The organism is Paenibacillus terrisolis, from assembly GCF_056171975.1.
This window is the reverse complement of the sequence record NZ_JBKFGG010000015.1, coordinates 1-22,558: the sequence shown is the minus strand read 5'-3', so window position 1 is coordinate 22,558 and position 22,558 is coordinate 1. Positions and strand designations below refer to the sequence as shown.

At 52.7% G+C, this 22,558-nt stretch carries 16 protein-coding genes and 1 other annotated feature; of the genes, 11 read left to right on the top strand and 5 right to left on the bottom strand.

The features are described 5' to 3' along the window. Window positions 1-26: 26 nt before the first annotated feature. Entirely contained in the window at window positions 27-1,745 is a 1,719-nt protein-coding gene (locus ACI48K_RS13535; protein ID WP_475028346.1) for a methyl-accepting chemotaxis protein, read from the top strand. A gap of 74 nt (window positions 1,746-1,819) precedes the next feature. On the opposite strand, the gene splB is transcribed toward ACI48K_RS13535, so the two are convergent. Beyond that, entirely contained in the window at window positions 1,820-2,824 is a 1,005-nt protein-coding gene (gene splB, locus ACI48K_RS13530) for a spore photoproduct lyase (RefSeq protein WP_475028345.1), read from the bottom strand. A gap of 175 nt (window positions 2,825-2,999) precedes the next feature. Beyond that, window positions 3,000-3,225: a binding site (T-box leader), on the top strand. Between the two features lie 76 nt (window positions 3,226-3,301). Here splB and leuS point away from each other — a divergent pair. After that, window positions 3,302-5,743 carry a leucine--tRNA ligase gene (gene leuS / locus ACI48K_RS13525; protein ID WP_475028129.1) on the top strand — a complete coding sequence of 814 codons (2,442 nt, stop codon included), beginning with the start codon at window positions 3,302-3,304 and terminating at the stop codon, window positions 5,741-5,743. 67 nt (window positions 5,744-5,810) lie between these two features. On the opposite strand, the gene comER is transcribed toward leuS, so the two are convergent. Then, window positions 5,811-6,686 (bottom strand): late competence protein ComER, encoded by an 876-nt coding sequence (gene comER, locus ACI48K_RS13520; RefSeq protein ID WP_475028128.1) that lies wholly within the window; start codon window positions 6,684-6,686, stop codon window positions 5,811-5,813. Window positions 6,687-6,890: 204 nt separating this feature from the next. Between comER and ACI48K_RS13515 the strand changes: the two genes are divergently transcribed. The 6 genes from ACI48K_RS13515 to holA all read left to right on the top strand — a co-directional run bounded on the left by ACI48K_RS13515 (window position 6,891) and on the right by holA (window position 15,216). After that, entirely contained in the window at window positions 6,891-7,400 is a 510-nt protein-coding gene (locus ACI48K_RS13515) for a ComEA family DNA-binding protein (RefSeq protein ID WP_475028127.1), read from the top strand. A 19-nt stretch (window positions 7,401-7,419) separates the two neighbouring features. After that, window positions 7,420-7,941: a deoxycytidylate deaminase gene (locus ACI48K_RS13510; protein ID WP_475028126.1), complete on the top strand. Its 522-nt coding sequence runs from the start codon at window positions 7,420-7,422 to the stop codon at window positions 7,939-7,941. 125 nt (window positions 7,942-8,066) lie between these two features. Beyond that, the gene (locus ACI48K_RS13505; protein ID WP_475028125.1) at window positions 8,067-10,700 is read left to right on the top strand and encodes a ComEC/Rec2 family competence protein; all 2,634 of its coding nucleotides are present in this window, start codon (window positions 8,067-8,069) and stop codon (window positions 10,698-10,700) included. 1,423 nt (window positions 10,701-12,123) lie between these two features. Then, window positions 12,124-12,672: an RNA polymerase sigma factor gene (locus ACI48K_RS13500; protein ID WP_475028124.1), complete on the top strand. Its 549-nt coding sequence runs from the start codon at window positions 12,124-12,126 to the stop codon at window positions 12,670-12,672. Continuing rightward, window positions 12,669-13,892, top strand: coding sequence for an anti-sigma factor family protein (locus ACI48K_RS13495; protein WP_475028123.1), 1,224 nt, complete (start codon window positions 12,669-12,671; stop codon window positions 13,890-13,892). The genes ACI48K_RS13500 and ACI48K_RS13495 overlap by 4 nt, the downstream gene beginning before the upstream one ends. Before the next feature lie 304 nt (window positions 13,893-14,196). Then, entirely contained in the window at window positions 14,197-15,216 is a 1,020-nt protein-coding gene (gene holA / locus ACI48K_RS13490) for a DNA polymerase III subunit delta (protein WP_475028122.1), read from the top strand. Window positions 15,217-15,455: 239 nt separating this feature from the next. On the opposite strand, the gene ACI48K_RS13485 is transcribed toward holA, so the two are convergent. Continuing rightward, entirely contained in the window at window positions 15,456-15,803 is a 348-nt protein-coding gene (locus ACI48K_RS13485) for a helix-turn-helix transcriptional regulator (RefSeq protein ID WP_475028121.1), read from the bottom strand. 96 nt (window positions 15,804-15,899) lie between these two features. On the opposite strand from ACI48K_RS13485, the gene ACI48K_RS13480 reads away from it, so the two are divergent. Both ACI48K_RS13480 and ACI48K_RS13475 read left to right on the top strand, forming a co-directional pair. Further along, complete coding sequence (locus ACI48K_RS13480; protein WP_475028120.1) at window positions 15,900-17,627, top strand: ABC transporter ATP-binding protein; 1,728 nt, start codon at window positions 15,900-15,902, stop codon at window positions 17,625-17,627. After that, complete coding sequence (locus ACI48K_RS13475) at window positions 17,627-19,504, top strand: ABC transporter ATP-binding protein (RefSeq protein WP_475028119.1); 1,878 nt, start codon at window positions 17,627-17,629, stop codon at window positions 19,502-19,504. Before ACI48K_RS13480 ends, ACI48K_RS13475 begins: the two co-directional genes overlap by 1 nt. A gap of 242 nt (window positions 19,505-19,746) precedes the next feature. On the opposite strand, the gene rpsT is transcribed toward ACI48K_RS13475, so the two are convergent. Next, window positions 19,747-20,019, bottom strand: coding sequence for a 30S ribosomal protein S20 (gene rpsT, locus ACI48K_RS13470; protein WP_475028118.1), 273 nt, complete (start codon window positions 20,017-20,019; stop codon window positions 19,747-19,749). A gap of 157 nt (window positions 20,020-20,176) precedes the next feature. Here rpsT and gpr point away from each other — a divergent pair, with 157 nt between their 5' ends. After that, on the top strand, window positions 20,177-21,187 hold the full coding sequence (gpr, locus tag ACI48K_RS13465; protein WP_475028117.1) for a GPR endopeptidase: 1,011 nt from the start codon (window positions 20,177-20,179) through the stop codon (window positions 21,185-21,187). A 502-nt stretch (window positions 21,188-21,689) separates the two neighbouring features. On the opposite strand, the gene ACI48K_RS13460 is transcribed toward gpr, so the two are convergent. Then, window positions 21,690-22,558 (bottom strand): transposase (locus ACI48K_RS13460; protein ID WP_475028116.1); only part of this gene is annotated, 869 nt, incomplete at its 5' end.

Sequence of the window (22,558 nt, the reverse complement as noted above, 5' to 3'; positions counted from 1 at the left end):
CTCACATTCAGGAGATGAACATGATAATGAATCAAAAGATCAAACGATTGCTGTTCGGACATATCTCTTCGAAAATCATGCTGGGTACCACGGGTTTGATCCTTGCAGCAATTCTCTGCTTCATCGGGCTGCTCACGGTGGTGAATACCACCTTGAGCGGGGAGCTCAAGAATGAACTTGATAAACGTCTCGAGAGCAACATCAATATTGTACAAACCGAGCTTGACCGAATTGGCGGCAACAAGCTTGGAATCGACGGAACCGGCAGTCCGCTGTATCAGCAAACCCGCAAAATGATGGATGAACTGAAAAAGGCGCACAATCTGGAGAACGTATATATTTTATCCAACGATGGAGGGAAAGAAAGAATTATCGCCCTTTCGGATACCGAGGGAGATTACAACATGGATTACCCTTTCTCCCAGGAGATGAAGGATACCATCACACAAGGAAAGGAGACAATTAGTGAAATTTACACAGATGAGTTCGGAGTACATAAATCGATTTTCGTTCCACTGAAAAACGACGCCGGCGCCAATGCCGGTCTGCTGGGGATCGACCTCGACGCTTCGGTGATTCCGGATACCACAACGAAGGTGGTGTGGTACAGCGTCGGTATTTCGCTGCTCGTGCTCCTGATCGGCTTGCTTTTCGCTTATCTGCAGGGCCGGATTATTTCGAAGCCGCTCAAAAAGCTGATGCTTGCCACGGAGCAGTTTGCTCAAGGCGACTTAACCCGCGAGGTTGAGGTCAAAACGATAGACGAAGTGGGACGATTAGCGGAGGCATTCCGCACGATGAGCGGCAATATGAAGCAGCTTATCGGACATATTTCGGCTTCTTCGCAAGAAGTGGCCGGCACTAGCGCGCAGCTCGAACATGTTACGAAAGAATCGAGCGAAAGCGCTCAACAGGTAGCCCAATCGATGAACAGCATGAGCGAAGGAATCAACGAGGTGGTCGAATCCATCGGCCAAAGCTCTTCGTCCGTACTGGAAATCAAAGATCAATTATCGGGTGTGGCGATTGAAGTGAACGACATGCAGCTCATCGCCAAGAAGGTCAGCAAGCAGTCGTCCGAGGGACAAGACGTCGTTGATCAAACGCTTCGCCAAATGAATTTGATCGAGCAGGTGATGCGTCATTCGGAAACAACCGCCGGCCAGCTCCAAGAACGCTCGAGAGAAATCGGCGAAGTGATCGGCATGATCACGGGGATTGCGCAGCAGACGAACCTGCTGGCGCTCAACGCTTCGATCGAAGCGGCAAGAGTTGGCGAACTGGGGAAAGGTTTTGCCGTGGTTGCGGGAGAAGTTCGCAAGCTGGCCGAACAGTCGGCTGACGCCGCTTCATCGATCACCGAATTGGTAGCGGGAACCCAAGAAAACAGCCGCCTTGTTATTGATAGTATCGGCGAGGGCAGCCGCGCTATCGAAGAAGGGCAAAAATTGATGAACATCACTTATCAAAATTTCCAAAGTATCTTCCAAGGCATCAATGATTTCTCCAGCCGCACGGATCAGCTGCTTCAATCCTTGATTCTGGTGGAGAACTCCTATACGAACATTGCCGATTCGGTTCAGCAAATCTCCGGCGTAACGCAGGAGCAAGCAGCCGCTTCCGAAGAAGTGGCCGCCGCATCGGAACAGCAAAGCGCGGCTATGCAGCAGATTGCCGCCTCGATCCGTCAGCTTTCCAGCCTGGCGGAAGAACTGCAAAGAGCCGTATCCCTCTTCAAGCTTTAATCGATTTATAAATATCATATTTGTGACGGTGGATGTCCAGGGGTCGATCAATGACTTCGGGACATCTTCTTTGTTTATACAAAATATTCGATTCGGGCTTGCGGAAAATATTCCGTGATGGCCTGCCGGAAAAGCTCTTGAAATTCCTCCACCGTTTCCATTTTATATACGTATTTGAACCTTCCGTATCTTCCCCATTTCAATTGCCGCTCCGCTTCGTCCATGTCGAGCTTGGATTTGGGGTAGCGCCTCATAATCGTATTTTTGGCCACTTTCGTGAAACGATGCTGAATGAGCTCAAAAGTCAGGTCAGGCGTCTCGATGTTTTTTAGCCGGTCATGCAGTTTGGTCAAAAGCTCCATATACCCTTCCTGCCACGCATCATGCTTGATAATCGGGGCGATGATGAAGCCCAGCGGATAGCCCGCTTCGGCAACGTGTCCTGCCGCTTCAATTCGTTCCTCGAAGGAGGATGTGGCCGGTTCGAAATTCCTGATGACATAATCGGAGTTAATGGAAAATCGGATTCGGGTGTGTCCCCCGTGATCGACATCAAGCAGAGAATCGATATTGGCAAACTTGGTCACAAACCGGAGGCGGCCGAATTCCTGCTTCGCCATAAAGGAAATGAACTGTTCCAGCGCTCCGGTAAGATGCTCCAGGGCGACCGGGTCGCCGGTGCAAGCGGCTTCGAACCGGGTGATTTCGGGTTTGCGTTCGGCAATGTATTTTGCGGCACTCTCTAATATTTCCTCAAGATTCACATAAATCCGGATATACGGATTTGAACTTAAAGTGGTTTGCAGATAGCAGTAATGGCAGTGGCCGGAGCATCCGGTGGTGAGCGGAATCGCGTATTCGGCGGACGGCTTCGAGGTGTCGAAATCAAGCGTTTTCCTGACGCCGACGACCAGCGTTCTTTTGGCGCTGCGGTACTTCTCCGCTTCCGTTTCACCCGGGATGCCCGTCACCCGGTTGTGGGACGTGGTCATTTTAATGGGTGTCCCCAATTTCTCGAAATGCAGCAGCAACTTGCTTCCGAGTGGGTATTTTATCGATTCCGGCTCAAAAAATACCATGTCGGGATTGAATTGTTTCACTGCGAACGACCTCCGAATACCAGATTTTTCGAACCGTTTCGGCTTGGCTGGAGCTATTTTGGCCGAAAATCAGGAGCGCTATCCAATAGCTAAGTCGTTGACTTCAAAGGACGATATTGGATATAATAATTGGTAATCAGTTTTCAAACATAAGCAAGCAGCAGTGATGAGGATTATTAGCTTCGAAAAACCACCCAGAGAGCCGGCGGAAGGTGAAAGCCGGTTGGCGATCGAAGCGAACTCGCCTCGGAGTTATGGTGCGGCGCTGGTTGTGCGGCACTATCGTCTTGCCCGCGTTAAGGGTCAAAGTGAGCGAAGGACAAAGCATGTCCGGCGCTAACTAGGGTGGTACCACGGGAAACATACCTCTCGTCCCTAGCGATATACGCTACGGATCGGGAGGTTTTTTAGTTTATTACCATTTAAGAAGATGGCAGTTCAAGGGGGATTTTGTTTATGGCGGACAATCAAACGCCTCAAGATGTTTACAAGGCTCAGGAAATCGAACCGAAATGGCAGGCTTACTGGGATAAGCACCATACCTTCAAAACCCGGGAAGAAGCGGGCAGACCGAAGTTTTACGCGCTCGATATGTTCCCTTATCCTTCGGGAGCGGGGCTGCATGTAGGTCACCCTGAAGGATATACGGCAACGGATATCGTTTCTCGTTACAAACGGATGCGCGGTTACAACGTCCTGCACCCGATGGGATGGGATGCATTCGGCTTGCCGGCGGAACAGCATGCGCTTGATACGGGCGAGCATCCGCGCGATATTACGGTCAAGAACGTCAACAACTTCCGGCGGCAGATCAAATCGCTGGGCTTCTCCTACGATTGGGACCGGGAAATCAGCACAACCGATCCGGAGTACTATAAATGGACGCAGTGGATTTTCATTCAGCTGTACAAAAGAGGTCTCGCTTACGTAGCCGAGGTGCCGGTGAACTGGTGTCCTGCGCTCGGAACTGTGCTTGCCAACGAAGAAGTCATCGACGGCAAGAGCGAACGCGGCGGCCACCCGGTTATTCGAAAGCCAATGCGCCAATGGGTACTGAAAATTACGGAATATGCGGAGCGCTTGCTTGAAGACCTGGAAGAATTGGACTGGTCGGAAAGCATCAAAGATATGCAGCGCAACTGGATTGGCAAATCCGAAGGCGCGGAAGTGAATTTCGGCATCGAAGGCCATGAAGCGATGTTGACCGTATTTACGACGCGTCCTGATACTTTGTTCGGCGCCAGCTACGCGGTGCTTGCACCTGAGCACGAGCTCGTGAAGGCCATCACGACCGACGCTCAGCGGGAAGCCGTTCAAGCGTATCAGGATCAAGCCGCCCGCAAAAGCGATCTTGAGCGGACTGATCTTGCCAAAGAAAAAACCGGTGTATTCACCGGAGCTTATGCGATCAACCCGGTGAACGGCGCCAAGCTGCCGATCTGGATTGCCGATTATGTCCTTGCCGGATACGGAACCGGAGCGATTATGGCCGTACCGGGCCATGACGAACGCGATTTCGAGTTCGCGAAACAATTCGGTCTGCCAATCGTTGAGGTTGTCGAAGGCGGAGACGTAACGAAAGAGGCTTACGCGGGCGACGGAGCTCACGTGAACTCCGAGTTCCTGAACGGACTTCGAAATGAGGAAGCGATCCGTAAAATGATTGGCTGGCTTGAGGAAAACGGTAAGGGACACGGCAAAGTGACCTACCGTTTGCGCGATTGGCTGTTCAGCCGGCAGCGTTATTGGGGCGAGCCGATTCCGATTCTGCATCTGGAAGACGGCACGATGAAGCCGGTGCCGGAGGATCAGCTGCCGCTTGTCTTGCCGGACGTCGACGCAATCAAGCCGTCGGGAACCGGCGAATCGCCGTTGGCCAACGTCACGGAATGGGTGAACACCACCGATCCGGAAACGGGACTTCCGGCCCGGCGCGAAACGAACACGATGCCGCAATGGGCGGGAAGCTGCTGGTACTACCTGCGCTATATCGATCCGCATAACGATAAGGAGCTGTGCTCCAAAGAGAAGCAGCAGGAGTGGCTGCCGGTTGATCTGTATATCGGCGGCGCGGAGCATGCGGTGCTTCACCTTTTGTACGCCCGCTTCTGGCATAAAGTGCTGTACGATCTCGGGGTCGTATCCACGAAGGAACCGTTCCACAAGCTGGTGAACCAAGGAATGATCCTCGGAACGAATAACGAAAAAATGAGTAAATCCCGCGGCAACGTGATCAACCCGGACGAAATCGTGGGTGACTTCGGGGCTGATACGCTGCGCATGTATGAAATGTTTATGGGGCCTTTGGAGGCGACCAAACCTTGGAGCGCGAACGGCGTGGAAGGCACGCACCGGTTCCTGTCCCGGGTATGGCGGCTGTTCGTGGCCGAGAACGGCAGCCTGAACAGTAAAATCGCTGCCGACGGCGGCAGCGACGATTTCAAACGGACCTGGCACAAAACGATCAAAAAAGTAACCGAGGATTTTGATAACTTGCGTTTCAACACGGCGATCAGCCAACTGATGATTTTCATCAATGAAGCCTACAAGACGGATTCCATTCCGAAAGCCGCCGCGGAAAACTTCGTGCAATTGCTGTCCCCGCTGGCTCCGCATCTTGCGGAAGAGCTATGGGAGCGTCTTGGCCATTCGGAATCGATCTCGTACGAGTCTTGGCCAACCTTTGATGAAGCCTGGACCAGCGAGTCCGAAGTGGAAATCGTCGTCCAGGTCAACGGCAAAATCGTTGACCGGACGAAAATTTCCAAGGACCTGGACCAAGCGGCTATGCAAGAGCATAGCTTAAGCCTGCCGAACGTCAAGCAGGCGGTGGAAGGCAAAACGGTTCGCAAAGTGATTGCCGTTCCCGGCAAGCTGGTCAACATTGTAGTCGGCTGATAAGCTTATGCAATACGAGCGGAAGCGGTTCCCGAATGGTGCTGCGTTTTTTCGATAGTCGGGGCCGTCATTCCGTGGATTTAGGAACCGGCTCTTTCGGGGCCGGGGCTGAATCGTTGTCGGCTCCAGAAAACAGTGAATGCAGCTTACTAAGGTCATCATCGTATTTGCGGTGCGTCGCTTCAATTAACTTGGCGAACACCCCGCGAAGTCCGACCTCCAGGATGGCCAGGCCTTCGGCCGTAACGCCGCCGGGCACGGCGACGCGCTTCTGCAGGTTTTCCGGCGTAAAGCCGCCTTCCGTCAGCAAGCGCCCGGTGCCCAGCAGCATTTCGGCTCCGAGAGCAATGGCCTCCGAACGACGGATCCCGGTCAATTCCGCGGCGGCTTCCGCCCATTGCTGCAGGATGTATGCGATAAAGGCCGGACCGCAGCTGGCGATGTCCGAGGCGATGCGCATTTCCGGTTCTTTTAGAGTGAATGGAGTACTGATCGAAGACATCAACTGCTCTAGCAGCAGTCGATCCTCGGGCCGAATCCGGCTTCCGTATATACATAGCGAAGCTCCGCTATGTACGGAATGCGTAATGCTTGGAACGATTTTGGCAATTTTGGCGGGCAGGAATTGCTCCAGCGTTTGGATTTGCACCGGGCTGGTGATGGAGACGACAATCTGGTTTTCGGTCAAGCTTTCCCGGATTTCTTCAATAACTTGAGGAAAATCCAGAGGTTTGACGCACAAAAATATGATTTTGCCCCCTTGGGCGGCTTCCGCATTGCTTCCGCATACCTGAAGCCCGGGATATCGCTGGGCCAGCATCTCCGGTTTGTACGGAGAACGGTTGCTGACGCAAATGCTTTGCGGGAGCAGCGCACCGGAACGCAGGAAAGCTTCGATGAGCAGACTTCCCATGGATCCTGTTCCGATGAATGCGACTTTCATCCGGTTCCCCCTTCCGTGCTGAGCGCACCATTTCTATGAAATAGAAGAACGGGCATATCCCGGCTTCTATCTCATGCGAGAAACGGTTAGTGTTCCGGATGGAGGGCACTGCCGTTTCTATCTCACTATTTTCATATGTATGCATCTTGAATGGATCTTCATGACCTGCGGTAGACAGATTCTTTTAAGATAGGAGTGCCTTTCATGAGACGAGAGCACGTGCTGACGTCGGTCGTTTCGGCAATTGTGGGTGCGGGATTGATGCTGCTGGCGGTCGGCGGCGGGAATCCGGCGGGAATCGAAGGCTGGGCGCCGGTTACTTCGCAAGTGGTGTCCGCCATGCAGCAAAATGAAGCGAAGCCTGATTCGGGAAGCCTGGAAAGGGACGAGAAAGTCTCCGATACAGCCAAAGGCGGAACTTCCTCACAATCACAAGGCGAAGCGGGCATGGAAGCTGGAACCGGAGCGGCAATCGGAGGCGATTCCGCTAAAAAGGTTGCAGCGGATGCTTCCAACAAGAAGGAAGCGATCAATATCAATCAAGCCGGACTCCGGGAACTGCAGGAAATCCCCGGGATTGGCGAGAAAAAGGCGCAGGCGATTATCGATTACCGCAGTGCGCATGGCGATTTTGCTTCCGTAAACGATCTGACGAAGGTAAAAGGAATCGGAGATAAAATACTGGAAAAAATGAAGCCATATATTGGGCTGTAGAACTGGGGAGGCCAAAGGGATGAGTCCGGACAAACGTAAAGATTGGGATACGTATTTTATGGATATCGCTTATATGGTGTCGACGCGTTCGCGCTGCAGTCGGCGACGTGTTGGAGCTGTGCTGGTGCAGGGCAAGAAGCTGCTGGGAACCGCCTATAACGGCGCTCCTTCAGGCGTTCCCGACTGTTCGGAAGCCGGCTGCATGATTGCAGAAGAGTTCGAACTGGTTACCGTGGACGGGAAAGAGACCGTGCTGAAAAAACAGCGCTGCGTCCGGACGATTCATGCCGAGCAGAATTTGCTGCTGTTCACCGACCGGATCGACCGGGAAGGCTCCAGCGTATACGTGACCGACGAACCTTGCTGGACTTGCGCCAATATGCTGGCTAACAGCGGCATAACGGAAATCGTGTTCCATCGTCCCTATCCGAAGGATACGGGAAAGGTTACGGCAATGATGGCTCAAAAAGGCATCAATTTTCGGCGCATCGAAGCTTATCAACCGCCTCATGATGCGCTTGGCGACCAGGTCGTGAACTGAACTTTTTTGCAAAAAGACGAATAGCTTTACCTGAGATGAAGGAAGAACCTCATCTGCCTATAGGCGGATGGGGTTCTTTTTGTTTTCGCGGTTTAACACCATCGCTTCGGAGAGAGGGATTAGCCATGTCGTTGTTTAACCGAAGACCTCTTGCTGTCGTTATATGCTGCTGGATTGCCGGAAGCGGCTTAACTTACATGCAGCATGGGTCCACCATTTGGCTTATTATTGGCGGCATGATACTGATAAGTCCGCTGCTTCGGCTTGTCTTGCGCCTATCATGGCGGAAGCTGGCTTTGCTATGGCTGTCCTTTACGATAGGAGCGGCCTACTGGGCTTATAACGATATGCGAAATGTCAGCCATATTCCCGCCGCTTTGTCGCTGTCGCTCGAAGAAGTGGACGGGGCAGCGGTGAAGGCGGAAGGCACAATCATATCCACGGTCGAGATCGATGGAGATCGGGTGTCCTTCACCTTGAAGCTTAGCCGCATTGCTTCGGACAAAGCAGCGGAAGGCGGCGAAGCGAATCGGCAGGAACGGGCAGCTGCGGGAGAAAAGCTCGCGGTACAACTTCGTTTGGACGCTTCCGAGGAGCTGAAGACCGCATTCTCGTGGCGGCGCGGCCAAAACGTCAAGCTGCTGGGGAGTCTGGAGCAGCCCCAGACCGCCAAAAACTTCGGCGGTTTCGATTATCGCCGGTACTTGAGAAATCAACAAATTCATTGGTTGCTCACGGCTTCGGGCGCATCGTCGCTTCAAGAGCTGCCTGGAAAATTCGGTTCGGCGGCCCTGTTTGGGGAAATAGACTCTCTACGTCAGCGGCTCGGCGCCCGTCTGGAGCGGCTGTTCCCCGATTGGCAGGCCGGTTACATGAAAGGACTGCTGATCGGCCTGTCGGATGAACTCGACCCGGACAAATATGCCGAATTCACCAAACTCGGCTTAACCCATATCCTGGCGATCTCCGGCAGCCATGTCGCGATCAATGTGGCACTGGTGTTTGGCTTGCTTCGCTTGCTCCGGGTCACCCGGGAAACCTCGCTGCGCGTCGTTATGCTTTTCGTTCCCGTCTACGTGCTTATCACAGGGTTTTCTCCCTCCGTAATCCGCTCCGGGATCATGACGATGCTCGGCATCTATTTGCTGAGGCGCGGCCTGATGAAGGACAGCCTGAACGTATTGTCGGCCACCGCGCTGCTGATGCTTTTGTGGGATCCGTATTTTATGCTGAACGTCAGCTTTCAGCTTTCTTTTGCCGTGACGGCGGGCATCATCGTATTCGTACCGCTGATTATGCCGTACTTTGCCTGGCTTCCTCCGAAGATCCGCGGAACGGCTGCGATCACCCTGGCGGCGCAGATTGTTTCTTTTCCTCTGACATTGTACTACTTCAACCAATTTTCGCTGCTGTCCTTGGCGGCGAATTTGCTGATCGTTCCCGTCATCGGATTGGTTGCGCTCCCCGCCGGAACGGCGGCTTTGCTGCTGAGTTTCCTTTGGCTCAAGCTGGGGCAATGGATCGCTTTTCCCGTTCGCCTGCTCAATTCGGCCACCTTTTGGATTACGGAATGGCTTAGCGGCCGGGGCGGCTTTATGACGTATTGGAAATCGCCGCCGCTGTTTTGGATTATGCTTTTTTATGCGGTATTTTTTCTGCTGCTCCGTTTAGGGAACCGCTTCGCCGAGAAATATAAGCCGGATCCCGGCCTATTGTCAGATGAGACGGCGCCGCTTCCTCCATTGGAGGGGCACCCGGCAAAGGCGACGGCTAGACAAGGCTCATCCGGACGGCAAAGGCCATCGATTTTACGGCAAAAGGACGGAGCGCGAATTTTTCTCGCTGGTCTGTTAGGGGTTATGTTCTATTCCGGTTACCAGCCGGCTTTTGCCGGAGGCACCGGATATGTGGAGTTCATCGATGTAGGACAAGGAGATTGCGCGCTCATTACAACTCCGGGCGGTGCCCATATCTTGGTGGATGCCGGGGGCACAGTCTCGTTTCGGAAGCCGTCGGATTCCTGGCGCGACCGGAAGGAACCGTTTGAAGTCGGGGCCAAGACCGTTGTGCCGCTGCTGAAAAAAAGAGGCATCCACCGCTTGGATGCGATGATTTTGACCCATGGGGATCAGGATCATATCGGGGGAGCGCAGGCGGTTCTTGAAGAAATCCCGGCGGAGGCGCTGATCATTAACGGCAGCTTGGCGGATACGAGTACCATGGAGAAAATGCTTGAGACGGCGCTCTCCAAAGGGATTCCGGTCTACTCGGCTTCCCGGGGGATGAAGCTGAACCCGGACCGCGAGACGTCGCTTGAATTTCTGTATCCGCTGCCCTCAGTGGAGCACGATCGCCCGCTTCCTTATATAAAGGAACAAAACCATGAATCCGTTGTGTTTCGCATGAACATGGACGGCGTGATTTTTTTATTCGGCGGAGATATGGACGAACCGGCCGAACTGGAGGTGCTGGAGTTGGAGCGGAGGGATCATGAGGCTGAGGCTTCCTCGCGTATCGATGTATTGAAGGTGGCGCATCACGGCAGTAAAACATCGACCTCCTCCGAGTGGCTTGACTATTGGCAGCCGGAAGCCGCGGTCATTTCGGTAGGCGAGCATAATAGCTACGGACATCCTCATCCTACGGTGGTTCAGCGTTTGAGCGATTGGCATACCGCCATTTTTCGGACCGATGAACAAGGAGAGGTCCAGATGAAAGTGAAGAATGGCAGGATCGAAGCTAGACACAAATTGCCTTAATCGAAGGGGGCCGCCGCCGATCACTCCCGTGCCGAGTGGCCGAAGTAAGCTATAGTAAGTCTAAGTAAGTCTAAGTAAGTCTAAGTAAGTCTAAGTAAGTCTAAGTAAGCTAAAGTAAGCTAAAGTAAGCCGAAGTAGCAGGTTCCGCTTACCTTCCCTCACTGTAACGAATCGTAATGACGTTATTCGCTCATTTTCTGACGATCTTCCCATTTAACGGACTCCACAGACGTTATTTGACTCCAACAGAGGCAATTTGTATGATTTTCTCCGAAATAAGGTCTCTTGGATCCGTTAGATCCCCAAACCGCCATTTTTTCTACAAATAACGCTCCTGGAGTCTGTTAGCCGCAGAGTGGGTGCGTGATTCGGGTTGGGGAGCTTGCCAGCCAAAGAGTGGGTGAACTATTCGGGTTGGGAGTCCGTTAGCCGCAGAGTGGGTGCGTGGTTCGGGTTGGGGAGCTCGCCCGCCAAAGAGTGGGTGCACTATTCGGGTTGGGAGTCTGTTAGCCGCAGAGTGGGTGCGTGATTCGGGTTGGGGAGCTTGCCAGCCAAAGAGTGGGTGAACTATTCGGGTTGGGAGTCCGTTAGCCGCAGAGTGGGTGCGTGATTCGGGTTGGGGAGCTTGCCAGCCAAAGAGTGGGTGAACTATTCGGGTTGGGAGCCCGTTAGCCGCAGAGCGGGTGCGTGATTCGGGTTGGGGAGCTTGCCAGCCAAAGAGTGGGTGAACTATTCGGGTTGGGAGTCCGTTAGCCGCAGAGTGGGTGCGTGATTCGGGTTGGGGAGCTTGCCAGCCAAAGAGTGGGTGAACTATTCGGGTTGGGAGCCCGTTAGCCGCAGAGCGGGTGCGTGATTCGGGTTGGGGGAGTCCGCCAGCCACAGAGTGCGTACGTTAGTCAGATTTGGGAGTTCGTCAGCCGAATAATGGCGCGTAGCCATACTAGTTTGCGGAGTCGCCTTGGCAAATGACAGACGCGCAGCCACGTTTGTTGTGGCTTGCTGCCTCGCTTATTGCGGAGCTGCATTGGCCGAATCGTGGTCGTCATCGTCCCTTCGTCGTCCCCTTCGTTGCTAGCCCGTTAGCAAATGGTGCAAAGTGCAAACGTCCAAATTACCAGGGCAGCCGCTACAACGGCTTCCTAGCTTTGCTTTTGACCGGTCAGCATCCGGTAGTGCTCGCGGTAACACCGGGTCGTCTCCTCGGCGACGTGCGGCAGAAGCGGAACCGACCGGCTGTTTTTTGTCCCAATCGCAGCCGGACCTCTGCCCTATTTTGCCGCTTATGGCCGGGATGACGGGTCCTGTTTTTTTTGGTATCCTTAGGTGAGATTATTGGCGTTATATTATAAAAAAAATAGTAACAACATTGCAACATATTGTCGGACTATAGCGTCTGTAAGGTTGCAAGGAAGGGGGAGCCTTTGTGGTGGAGCAAGGACTCATCAGAGCCGCTCAAGCGGGCGATCGCGACGCTCTAATCACCCTATTGCGAGAAATCGAGAATCATGTGTATCGGACAGCCTACTACATCTTAAATAATGAACAGGATGCACACGATGCCGCCCAGGAAGCACTGATCCGGATTTATACCAAAATTGATTCCTATGAAGAAAAGGCTCAATTTAAAACTTGGGTGCAGCGCATCGTGACCAACATTTGCATCGATAAATTTCGGCGGAATAAACCGACGGTTTCCATCGAAGAACACGAACTGGTCTTTCAAGGCAGCGAAAGTGTTGAACGGGAGGTCATGTCCGGTTATTTGGCCGAAGATATCCGCAGCGCGATCGATCAGCTGCCGGAGCATCATCGTTCAGTGATTGTGTTGAGGTATTTGCAGGATTTCTCGTATAACGAAATTGCCGACAGTCTGAATTTGCCGCTGAACACGGTGAAATCGTATATATTCAGGGCCAGGCAACAATTGCAGCAATTACTCCAAGATTATCAGAAAGGTGGTGTATCAGGATGAATTGCCCGGAGGCGGTGGAATGGATGCATCGTTATGTCGACCACGACCTAAGCGAAAAGGAAAGTTTTCTTCTGTTTGAGCATATTCGCAATTGCAAAAATTGCGCGGAGGATTTCGAGATTCTGAAGCGGCTTTCCGCCCGGCTCGAGGAGCTTCCTAAGGTAGTTCCGAACTTCAGCCTCGTTGATGCGATTATGCCTCAGTTGGACGAAATCGACCGGGCCCGGCGGGAAGGCGGAAGTGCGGCGGAAACGACAAAAGGGACGATCTCGGGCGTGGAAGCGGGCTTGCCTGACCGCAGCAAACGCAGCAACAACACGCGGCAGCGCAGCCGCGGTTATCGAATGGGAACTTTAGGCGTGGCGGCGGCTTTGATTTTGGGCGTATTCATATATCAATATGAACCCCGAACGATCCCCGACGCGGAGATTGCTTCTCAATCGGCGAATATGGATATGCAGAACTCCGAAATGTCCTCCTCTTCCGGTTCGGCGGGGGGGAGCGGAGACGATTCCGCCCAAAGCCAGGATATGGCCGATCCAAACGCATTTTCTTCGACAGCGCCTAAATCTTCAATAGACGAGAGTCCGGCAGCTCCGTCTGCAGACCAGGACACGAGCGAAAGCGTCAAGGATGGCGGCAGCTCGGATGGATCCGGCGGATCCGTAGATACCGGAAGCAAGAAACCTGAGGTTCCGGCCAGGGACAGTGTGAAGGACATGAAAAAACCGGCTAATGATACGGTAGCTCCGGCAGACCGGAAGGCGCAAGATTCCAATTCTTCCAAAGCCGGCGGCGCGCCTGCCGAAAGCGGGGACACGGACGGCCAAATGCATGATATGAGCAGTACGGTGGACGACAGCGCATCGGACGAAAGCGGAAATCCGCCGGAGCTCAAGAAGAATATTATCGACGGAGAAGACCCGGCATTCAAATCATTCATGGGCATGTCCGTGATGATTGCTCCAAACGTGTGGGCATCTCCCGACGGGATGTATGAAGCCGAGCTGCAGGAAGGACATTTGTATATTTACAAAAATCAGTTCCAGGACCGCTTGCTTGTATCCGATGTAGTGCTGGACGGCGATTGGGTTAAGGGAGAATGGTCCGAAGACAGCAAAGTCTTTACTTATGAAACGGCAAAGGATCAGACCAATACCTCATACAAGGTTGAAGTAGAGAGCGCGAACGGGACGGAACAAGCTCCAACCCAACCTTGAGAATGCCTGCCTTGGCAGGCGGGTTTCTAAAAACAGACACAGAATGCACCTTTTCAGGAGATATGGAATAGGTTATATAGATAGTGAGAGAGGTTTTAACCCTGACACGTCGTATGACCGCCGGCGGGAGAGTTTCTAGAGCTTTTCAGCCCGCGTTTATATAGATGTTACGGGACAGAGGGATCTTTGGCCGCGAGGCAAAGGTCCCTTTGTTGCGTTGTTGGAGTTCTTGTTTGTCCTTGGCCTGGCTGCGGAAATCAAGTATCATCTTAAATATAGAGAAAACAGGAAAGGGAGATGCCGGATGGACGCAAAAATGGCGATCAAAGAGGTCGGACAGGGGCGAATCTCCCCGTTATATTTGTGCTACGGTACGGAAAAATACCAGATACAGGAGTTTGTCGGGCTCCTTCAGGACAAGCTGGTCGACCCGGATCAGCGGGATTTCGCCACGGCGGCTTTTGATTTGGCGGAAACGCCTATTGAAGTTGTCGTGGAGGAAGCGGAAACCTTGCCGTTTCTGGTGGAGCGCAAGCTGATCATCGTCCGCGACGCCAGCCTGTTTACCGCGGGGCGGGAAGGCGGTAAAATCGAGCATAAAGTGGAGACGCTGCAATCCTATATCTCCAACCCTGCGGAGCACAGCGTCATCGTGTTTATCGTAAACGGCGAGAAATTGGATGAACGCAAAAAGATCGTCAAAGCGATGAAAATCTCCGGAACGGTGCTTTCGTTTATGCCGCTGGGCGGAGGAGAGCTGGTGCAGTGGGTCGTGAGCGAGGTGGAAAAACTTGGATGCCGGATCGGCAAGGAAGCCGCCGAAGCCTTGATCGCGGCCAGCGGTGTGCAGATGGCCGCGCTGGCGGCGGAGATCGGCAAGCTGTGTCTTTTTGCGGGCAAGGGAGGAACGGTCGATACGGCGGCGGTGGATCAGCTTGTCGCGCGCAGCACGGAGCAAAATGTGTTCGCGATGGTTGAACATATCGCCGGGCTCAAGCTGGAGCAGGCGCTGAACATCTTTTACGAACTGCTGAAGCAGCGCGAGGAGCCGATCAAAATCGCGGCCCTGATTGCCCGGCAGTTCCGGATTATGCTGCAGGTCAAAGACCTGGGCAGGCAGAGCTATTCCCAACAGCAAATCGCCTCGCAGCTTGGTCTGCATCCGTACGCCGTCAAAATCGCGGGCGATCAGGCCCGCAAATTCGAAACGTCCCATCTGCGGCGGATTTTGGCTGAATTGGCCGAGCTGGATTACCGAATGAAAAGCGGACAAATCGACAAAGTGCTGGGACTTGAGCTGTTCCTGCTGAATTTGGCCGCATGATCCGCAAGCGTGCAAACCTAACAATCCCGATGAACCCCTGATTAACTTGAAGGGGGATTCGGGATTGTTTTTTTGCGCTGAACCGTCATAATCCAAGATATCCCTTCCCGATTGGGATGCTTGACTTTGAAAATGGCCGGGAATATAATCGTTGATGTGTCGGGCACCTATATGTAAATAACATATACGAGTCCGAAAAAAGACACCTATCGTAATAAGCCGAGAGCCAAGCGCTTCTCTTAAGGCAGGTTCCGGTAGGTGTCGAGGAAAAAATCGAGATTTTTCTTGCGTTTTTCGATATCCCCATGATACACGGCCAGCTTTTGCAGTCCCGTGTCCGTAATTTCGTACCATTTGGTCGCGGGCCCCGGATTTTCCGTATTCCAGCTCGATTTCAAGGCTCCTTCTTTCTCGAGCTCCTGCAGTGAGCGGTAGACCACCGCACTGTCCACGTTATAGTCAGGAAGTCTGTCCCGGAATTCGTTAAGTATGGCTGAGCCGTACAGCTTTTTTTCCGCCAGAAACAGCAGGATAAAGGCAGGGGCAAAGCGGTAAGTCCGCCGATTTTTTGATTTGCTTTCCATCATTGCTACACTCCATGACACAATTTTCTCATTACAAAGCATACTACAAAACGGGCCTAAAGCAAAGAAAGCGGCTCGTTTGAAAGGATATGAACAATCTTGGGATACCTCGGAAAATATGTGAAAAAGTATTATAAGCTGGCGCTGCTGGGCCTCTTTTTTCTGTCCGTGGAAGCCTTTTGCGATTTGCTCCAGCCGACGATCATGTCCAAAATGGTCGATAACGGCATCGCGAATCGGGATCTGCGGTACGTTCTGCTGGCCGGCGGATTTATGCTGCTCGTGACGGGGATCGGTGCGATCGGCGCGGTGGCGCGCAACAACATATCCAGCCGGGTTTCGCAGCGATACGGCACCGAGCTGCGCCTCGATCTTTTCCGCAAGATCCAGACGCTCTCTTATGAAAACGCGGGGAAATTCGATACCGCCTCACTGGTAACCCGGCTTACCAACGACGTCACCCAGACGCAAAACTTCGTCAACGGCATGATGCGTATTTTCATCAAATCGCCGCTCCTTGGCATCGGCAGCATCGTTACGGCCGTAATCCTTGATCCGAAGCTTTCCCTGATCATTGCGTTTATTGTTCCGGTTGTCATCGTCATTATTTTTCTGAACACCAGAGTAGGGTATCCGTTATTCAAAAGGGTCCAGCATGCGATCGACCGGCTTAACGGCGTCATGCGGGAGTATTTATCGGGCATTCGCGTCGTTAAGGCGTTCAACCGCTTTGATTTTGAAGAAACGCGTTTTTCCGGTGCGAGCGAAAACCTGATGAACGAACAAACTAAGGCTATGCGCGTCATGGCGGTCTTTTCGCCGACAATTACCCTGATCATTAATCTGGGGATTGTGTTCGTGCTTTGGTTCGGCGGAATTGCGATCAATAACGGCTCGCTTGAAGTGGGCAAAACGATCGCTTTCATCAACTATATGACGCAGCTTTCGAATTCGCTGATGATGCTCTCGATGGTATTTACGATGTTTGTTCGCGCCCGCGCTTCCGCGGAGCGGATCGGCGAAGTGATGAACGTGGAGGAACAGGTCGCGGATAAAGGGCGGACGCCGCTGGAAGCCGCGGAAAACATGAGTGTGGAGTTTAGAAACGTAAGCTTTTCCTACACGGGGAATCTCGCTGAACCGGTGCTGAAGGGGATCAGCTTTGATCTCCACTCGGGCATGACGCTGGGCATCATCGGTTCGACCGGCTCGGGCAAATCAAGCATTATTAACCTGATCCCGCGTTTTTATGAGGCGACTTCCGGCAGTGTGCTGGTGGGCGGAGCGGACGTAACCGGCCTCGACGAGCATGAACTGCGCGGCCGTATCGCCATGGTTCCGCAGAAGAACACTTTGTTTACGGGAACGATCCTGGACAATATTCGCTGGGGCAACGAAAACGCGAGTATGGCCGAAATCGAGCAGGCGGCCCGTGTCGCCCAGGCACATGATTTTATCGCGTCCCTGCCCGAGGGATACAATACCATGCTTGGCCAAGGCGGCGTGAATCTTTCCGGCGGACAGAAGCAGCGTTTGTCGATCGCGCGGGCGCTGGTCAGAAATTCGGATGTATTGATCCTGGACGACTGCACCAGCGCGGTGGACGTCATTACGGAGTCCAAAATTTTAAACGGCTTGCGGGAGCATTCCAGGGATCTGATCTGTATGGTTATCGGTCAGCGCATCACCTCCGTGATGGGAGCGGACCAGATCCTCGTGCTGGACGGCGGCGAAATCTCCGGGCGCGGCACGCACGCCGAGCTGATGCAAAGCTGCGACATTTATCGGGACATCTATGTATCTCAGTTCGGGGAGGCGGCAATCTGATGGCGGACACGACAAGAAAAGAGCGCGGCTCGGAAAATTATATGCCCATGCGCCGGCCCGCGGGCGGAATGATGCGCGGTATGCCCGTGGTTAAACCGAAGGATTTCAAAGGTACGCTGCAGCGGCTTTGGGAATTTTTCGGCTCCGAAAAGAAGCTGCTGATGCTTATTTTTGGTTTTGTGCTGGTGGATGCGGCCCTGCTGCTCACTGTTCCGTATATGATCGGCCGGGCGGTGGACTTCATGTCGGGCGGCCAAGGAGCGGTGCATTTCGCTCCGCTGAAATCGGCGATCGCCGTTTTGCTGGCCGTTTATTTTTGCGATCTGATGCTGACCTTTTCCAATAACTTTCTCATGGCGGGAGTCTCGCAGCGTATCGTCAAAAGCATGCGAACGACGCTGTTTTCGAAGCTGCAGCGGCTGCCGATCGCTTTCTTTGACAGACGGACGCATGGGGATTTAATGAGTCGTTTCACGAACGATATCGATAATATCAGCACAACGATCTCGACCTCCACCGTATCCCTGATGTCGGATGTCGTTTCGATTTTGGGTTCTTTTATCCTGATGCTCTTCCTGAATCCCGTGCTTACCTTCGCGGGTATGATCACCGTGCCTTTGGTGTTTATCCTTTCGCGGACCATAGCCAAACGCACCCGCGTTTTATTCAAGGAGCAGCAAAACTCGCTGGGGCGGCTTAACGGACACATCGAGGAGAATATTTCCGGGCTGCAGGTCGTCAAAGCGTTTAATCGGGAGCAGGAGGCGATTGCCGAATTTGACGGGATCAATAACGAGTTGTTCAAGGTTGGTCTTAAAGCTCAGATCACCTCTGGTTACCTGATGCCGCTCATGAACATCATCAGCAATATCGGCTTTGCCGTCATTGCCGGCGTTGGAGGCGTGCTGGCGGTGCGGGACATCATTACCGTCGGCGTAATCGCAAGCTTTCTGACTTACTCCAAGCAGTTCTCGCGTCCGTTAAACGATGTGGCCAACATTTTTAACACGTTGCAAACGGCGGTGGCCGGGGCGGAGCGGATCTTCGAGGTCATGGACGATGACGAGGAAACGGCCGACTCCAAGGGAGCCCAGGATATATCGAAACCTCGCGGTGAAATCGAGTTTCAAAACGTGGATTTCGCCTATCCCGGGGGCACTCCGATTCTGAAAGGGATCAGCTTCAAAGCCGAGGCGGGAAGCACGATTGCGCTCGTAGGGCCGACAGGAGCGGGGAAAACGACGCTCGTGAACCTCGTGAACCGGTTTTACGATGTGACGGGCGGACGGATTTTGCTTGACGGCGCCGATATTCGCGAGTTTACGCGCGCCAGCCTGCGGGACATTTTCGGCATTGTGCTGCAGGATACCTATCTGTTTTCCGGCTCGATCCGGGAAAATATCCGCTACGGCAAGCTGGACGCTACGGACGATGAAGTGCGCCGGGCCGCGGCGGAAGCGGGAGCGGACGGTTTTATTCGCAAGTTGAAGGACGGCTATGATACGATGCTGTCGGAAAGCGGCAGCAACCTCAGTCAAGGCCAACGCCAGCTGCTGGCGATTGCCCGGGCTATATTGGCGGACCGGCCGATCCTCATCCTGGACGAAGCGACGAGCAGCGTCGATACCCGCACGGAGATGCGCATCCAGGAAGCGATGGTCCGGCTCATGAAAGGCCGCACTTGCTTTATCATCGCCCACCGGCTGAGCACTATTAAGGGTGCCGATATTATCATGGTGATCGAAGGCGGGCAACTTAGGGAAATGGGAAATCACGAGAGCCTGCTGGCGCAGCAGGGATTTTATCATCATCTCTATTACAGCCAGTTTCAAAATAGGGTGGAGGAAGGCATTGAACTAAGTAACAGTATGGACTAGGGTAGCCATGTGAAAATGTTCTTTCGATCGCTGTTGTTCGTGGATTTCTCTGATTAACTACATTCATATAGAGTTGAAATCCTCTCACAAAGGCGACCACTGCCGTTTCTGCCAGAACATTTCACACTTGCTTCTATCCTGTCTGTTATTTCGTTCAATTCTAGAGAAAAGCAAGCGAAATCAAAAAGCCCCGAACGAATTCGTTCGGGGCTTTTTGAGCTTCATTGTATGAATAGCGACGCTTACGCTTCAGACGTAAGGGCGTTCAATTTTTTAGCCAAGCGGGATTTCTTACGGGCAGCTGCATTTTTGTGGATCAAACCTTTAGTAACGGCTTTGTCCAATTTTTTGGTTGCAGCGGCGAAAGCGGCTTTAGCTGTATCTACTTCGTTGTTCGCCAGAGCGTTGTCGGCGGATTTCACTACCGTACGCAGAGCGGATTTTTGCGAAGCGTTCAACGCGCGGCGCTTGTCGTTCGTTTTCACACGTTTGATTGCGGATTTAATGTTTGGCATTGCATTCACCTCCTGTAAAGCATATATCAACCCAGATGATTCACAACTTAAAATAGTTTATCACGGGGCACAGCAAAATGCAATAAATTCATCATGTATAATCGCTTTCCCACTCCCGCACAATATAGGCAACCGAGGAAAAGGAGGTCGTCAACCCATGAATCTGGATTTGCAGGAATATTCCGTACGTACCGACCTGGCCGTGGAGTCGAAAGAGCTGGCCGAAACCGCTCACGGCGGGCCGGTGCCGGGGCTGAACGAACAAGTCGAGGAAGAGAACGGGATCAAAATCACTCGCCTGGATGTAACCGATGAGGCCGCCTCGAAGCAAATCGGAAAAATCAAAGGCCATTATATTACGCTCGAGGTGCCCGGATTGCGGAGTCAGGATACTGGGCTTCAGGAACGGGTATCTGCGGCTTTTGCCAAGGAGTTCACCGCTTTTTTGGACAAAATCGGAGTAGGCCGGGGAGCAAAGGTGTTAATTGTGGGTTTGGGAAACTGGAACGTTACCCCCGATGCTCTTGGGCCGCTGGTCGTGGAGAATGTTATGGTGACCCGGCATTACTTTGAACTGGCGCCGGAACGGGTTGCGCCCGGTTACCGCGAAGTTAGCGCCATTGCTCCCGGCGTGCTGGGGATCACCGGCATCGAATCGAGTGAGGTCGTTCAAGGCATTGTAGACCGGACGAAGCCGGATTTGATCATCGCAATCGACGCATTGGCTTCCCGCTCGCTCGAACGCGTCAATACGACGGTTCAGATCGCCGATATCGGTATTCATCCGGGATCCGGAATCGGCAACAAGCGAAGAGGCTTGACCCAGGAAATATTGGGCATCCCATGCATCGCGATCGGCGTGCCTACCGTATGTTACGCATCGACGATCGTCAACAATGTGTTTGACCTGATGAAGACCCACTTCAATCAGGAAAGCGGCGACGGCGGACATACCAAGCAGATCATGGGACTGTTAAACGACCTCAGCGAAAGCGAACGATTGGGGCTGGTTAAGGAAGTGCTGGAGCCGCTCGGGCACGACCTGATCGTGACGCCCAAGGAAATCGACGAGTTTATCGAGGACATCGCCAATGTCATCGCCAGCGGACTAAATATGGCGCTGCACGAGGCAGTGAACGATGACAATGTGGCCGCGTATACTCATTAGCTGCTAAGAATGCGGCGGAATCGGATTGAATTGACTGAACGGTTCTCGACCAACATAAAGATGCTTCGCCGACTCCCAAGTCCGCTAATCTAGCGGACTTCCGGATTTTCGAGAGCCCTCTGTCTTGTTTTCAAGACGGCAGGGAGCTCTTTTTTTGGAAAGAGATTCATGAGCAATTTAGGGGTATTTCCTAGTTTTTTCCCCCTCTCCATGAGGAGGGTCGGCTTCTCCGGGCGATCTTCCTGCGATTTTCCTGCAATAATACAGTTTTTTTCACACTTGACTCCCCTTGATCGGACAATACCTGCAAAAGTGCAGGTATTTCCCGCGTTTCCCCTCCGTCAGAGCCGAAAACATGAAAAATAACTGTAGATTTGCAGGTGTTTTGAATTTTCGGGTACTTGGGGCAAGAAAAAACTGCATTATCGGCTAGGCCCCCTAATTCCGGAGTCCTGACCTACAAGATTTTTGCAATCGCAGGCTAGCTCATTTTTTCGCGTGTTTACATCGATTTATGGAACTCCGTGGTATCCTTAAGCGTCTTGACCCATGATGAAAACTTTACCGGCGCCATTCGTTTTAAGCTACCATGCATTCTTCGATGATTATAAAAATCCATGTATTGATCGAGCGCTTCAAAAGCTTCTTCAAACGTCATGAACTCTCGTTTGCTGAATAAGTTGCGCTCAAGTATGCTATGAAACGACTCAATGTAGGCATTCATATTCGGGGTCCGCGGCGGAATCCGCTCATGGATCATTTCCAAGCTCTCACAGGTATCTCCAAACAACTTACTGACGAATTGAGGTCCATTGTCTGTCCGGATGACCGGTAGTGCTTCTCCTGGCTGAATCCGGCTTTTTATGGCATACCGTAGTGTCTGAATGGCATGCTTCGCTTCACAAGTTCGCCCCCGATATTGCCAGACGATCACGCGGTCGAACACATCGATGATGCTAAGAACAAAGAAAAATCGCTTCTGTCCCACAACATATCCGTATTTGATATCCATTTGCCACAACTGATTGGAACCGGTAATAAACCGATTCTTTGGGAGAGTACGTGGATGTGCCGGAACCTGTTTTCGAGCCTTTTGCAGAATGCCGAGTTCTTTGCAAAGTCGATAGTTTTTTTTCTTGTTCAGAATCACTTGGTGAACATCTCGAATGCACTGACCCAACAGTTTATAGCCATAGATGTGTTCTTCGCCTTCCAGCAGCTCAAGGAGCCATTCCTTGATTTGTTCGTCGCTGACGGGGAGGCCTGTCACCGTCAGAGAGTACCCAGGGATAGGCCGCCCTCGCTTGCCTGCGGATGACGGTTCGGTCTTTGAAGCAGTTTTTCGATCGTAATAGGTTGACTCGGCGATTC

Bases quoted from the DNA above. Each gene is read 5' to 3' on its own strand.
- ACI48K_RS13505 (WP_475028125.1), top strand. From the start codon at position 8,067: ATGTCGTTGTTTAACCGAAGACCTCTTGCTGTCGTTATATGCTGCTGG.
- rpsT (WP_475028118.1), bottom strand. From the start codon at position 20,019: ATGCCAAACATTAAATCCGCAATCAAACGTGTGAAAACGAACGACAAG.
- holA (WP_475028122.1), top strand. From the start codon at position 14,197: ATGGACGCAAAAATGGCGATCAAAGAGGTCGGACAGGGGCGAATCTCC.
- gpr (WP_475028117.1), top strand. From the start codon at position 20,177: ATGAATCTGGATTTGCAGGAATATTCCGTACGTACCGACCTGGCCGTG.
- ACI48K_RS13535 (WP_475028346.1), top strand. From the start codon at position 27: ATGAATCAAAAGATCAAACGATTGCTGTTCGGACATATCTCTTCGAAA.
- ACI48K_RS13485 (WP_475028121.1), bottom strand. From the start codon at position 15,803: ATGATGGAAAGCAAATCAAAAAATCGGCGGACTTACCGCTTTGCCCCT.
- leuS (WP_475028129.1), top strand. From the start codon at position 3,302: ATGGCGGACAATCAAACGCCTCAAGATGTTTACAAGGCTCAGGAAATC.
- ACI48K_RS13475 (WP_475028119.1), top strand. From the start codon at position 17,627: ATGGCGGACACGACAAGAAAAGAGCGCGGCTCGGAAAATTATATGCCC.
- comER (WP_475028128.1), bottom strand. From the start codon at position 6,686: ATGAAAGTCGCATTCATCGGAACAGGATCCATGGGAAGTCTGCTCATC.
- ACI48K_RS13495 (WP_475028123.1), top strand. From the start codon at position 12,669: ATGAATTGCCCGGAGGCGGTGGAATGGATGCATCGTTATGTCGACCAC.
- ACI48K_RS13510 (WP_475028126.1), top strand. From the start codon at position 7,420: ATGAGTCCGGACAAACGTAAAGATTGGGATACGTATTTTATGGATATC.
- ACI48K_RS13515 (WP_475028127.1), top strand. From the start codon at position 6,891: ATGAGACGAGAGCACGTGCTGACGTCGGTCGTTTCGGCAATTGTGGGT.
- splB (WP_475028345.1), bottom strand. From the start codon at position 2,824: ATGGTATTTTTTGAGCCGGAATCGATAAAATACCCACTCGGAAGCAAG.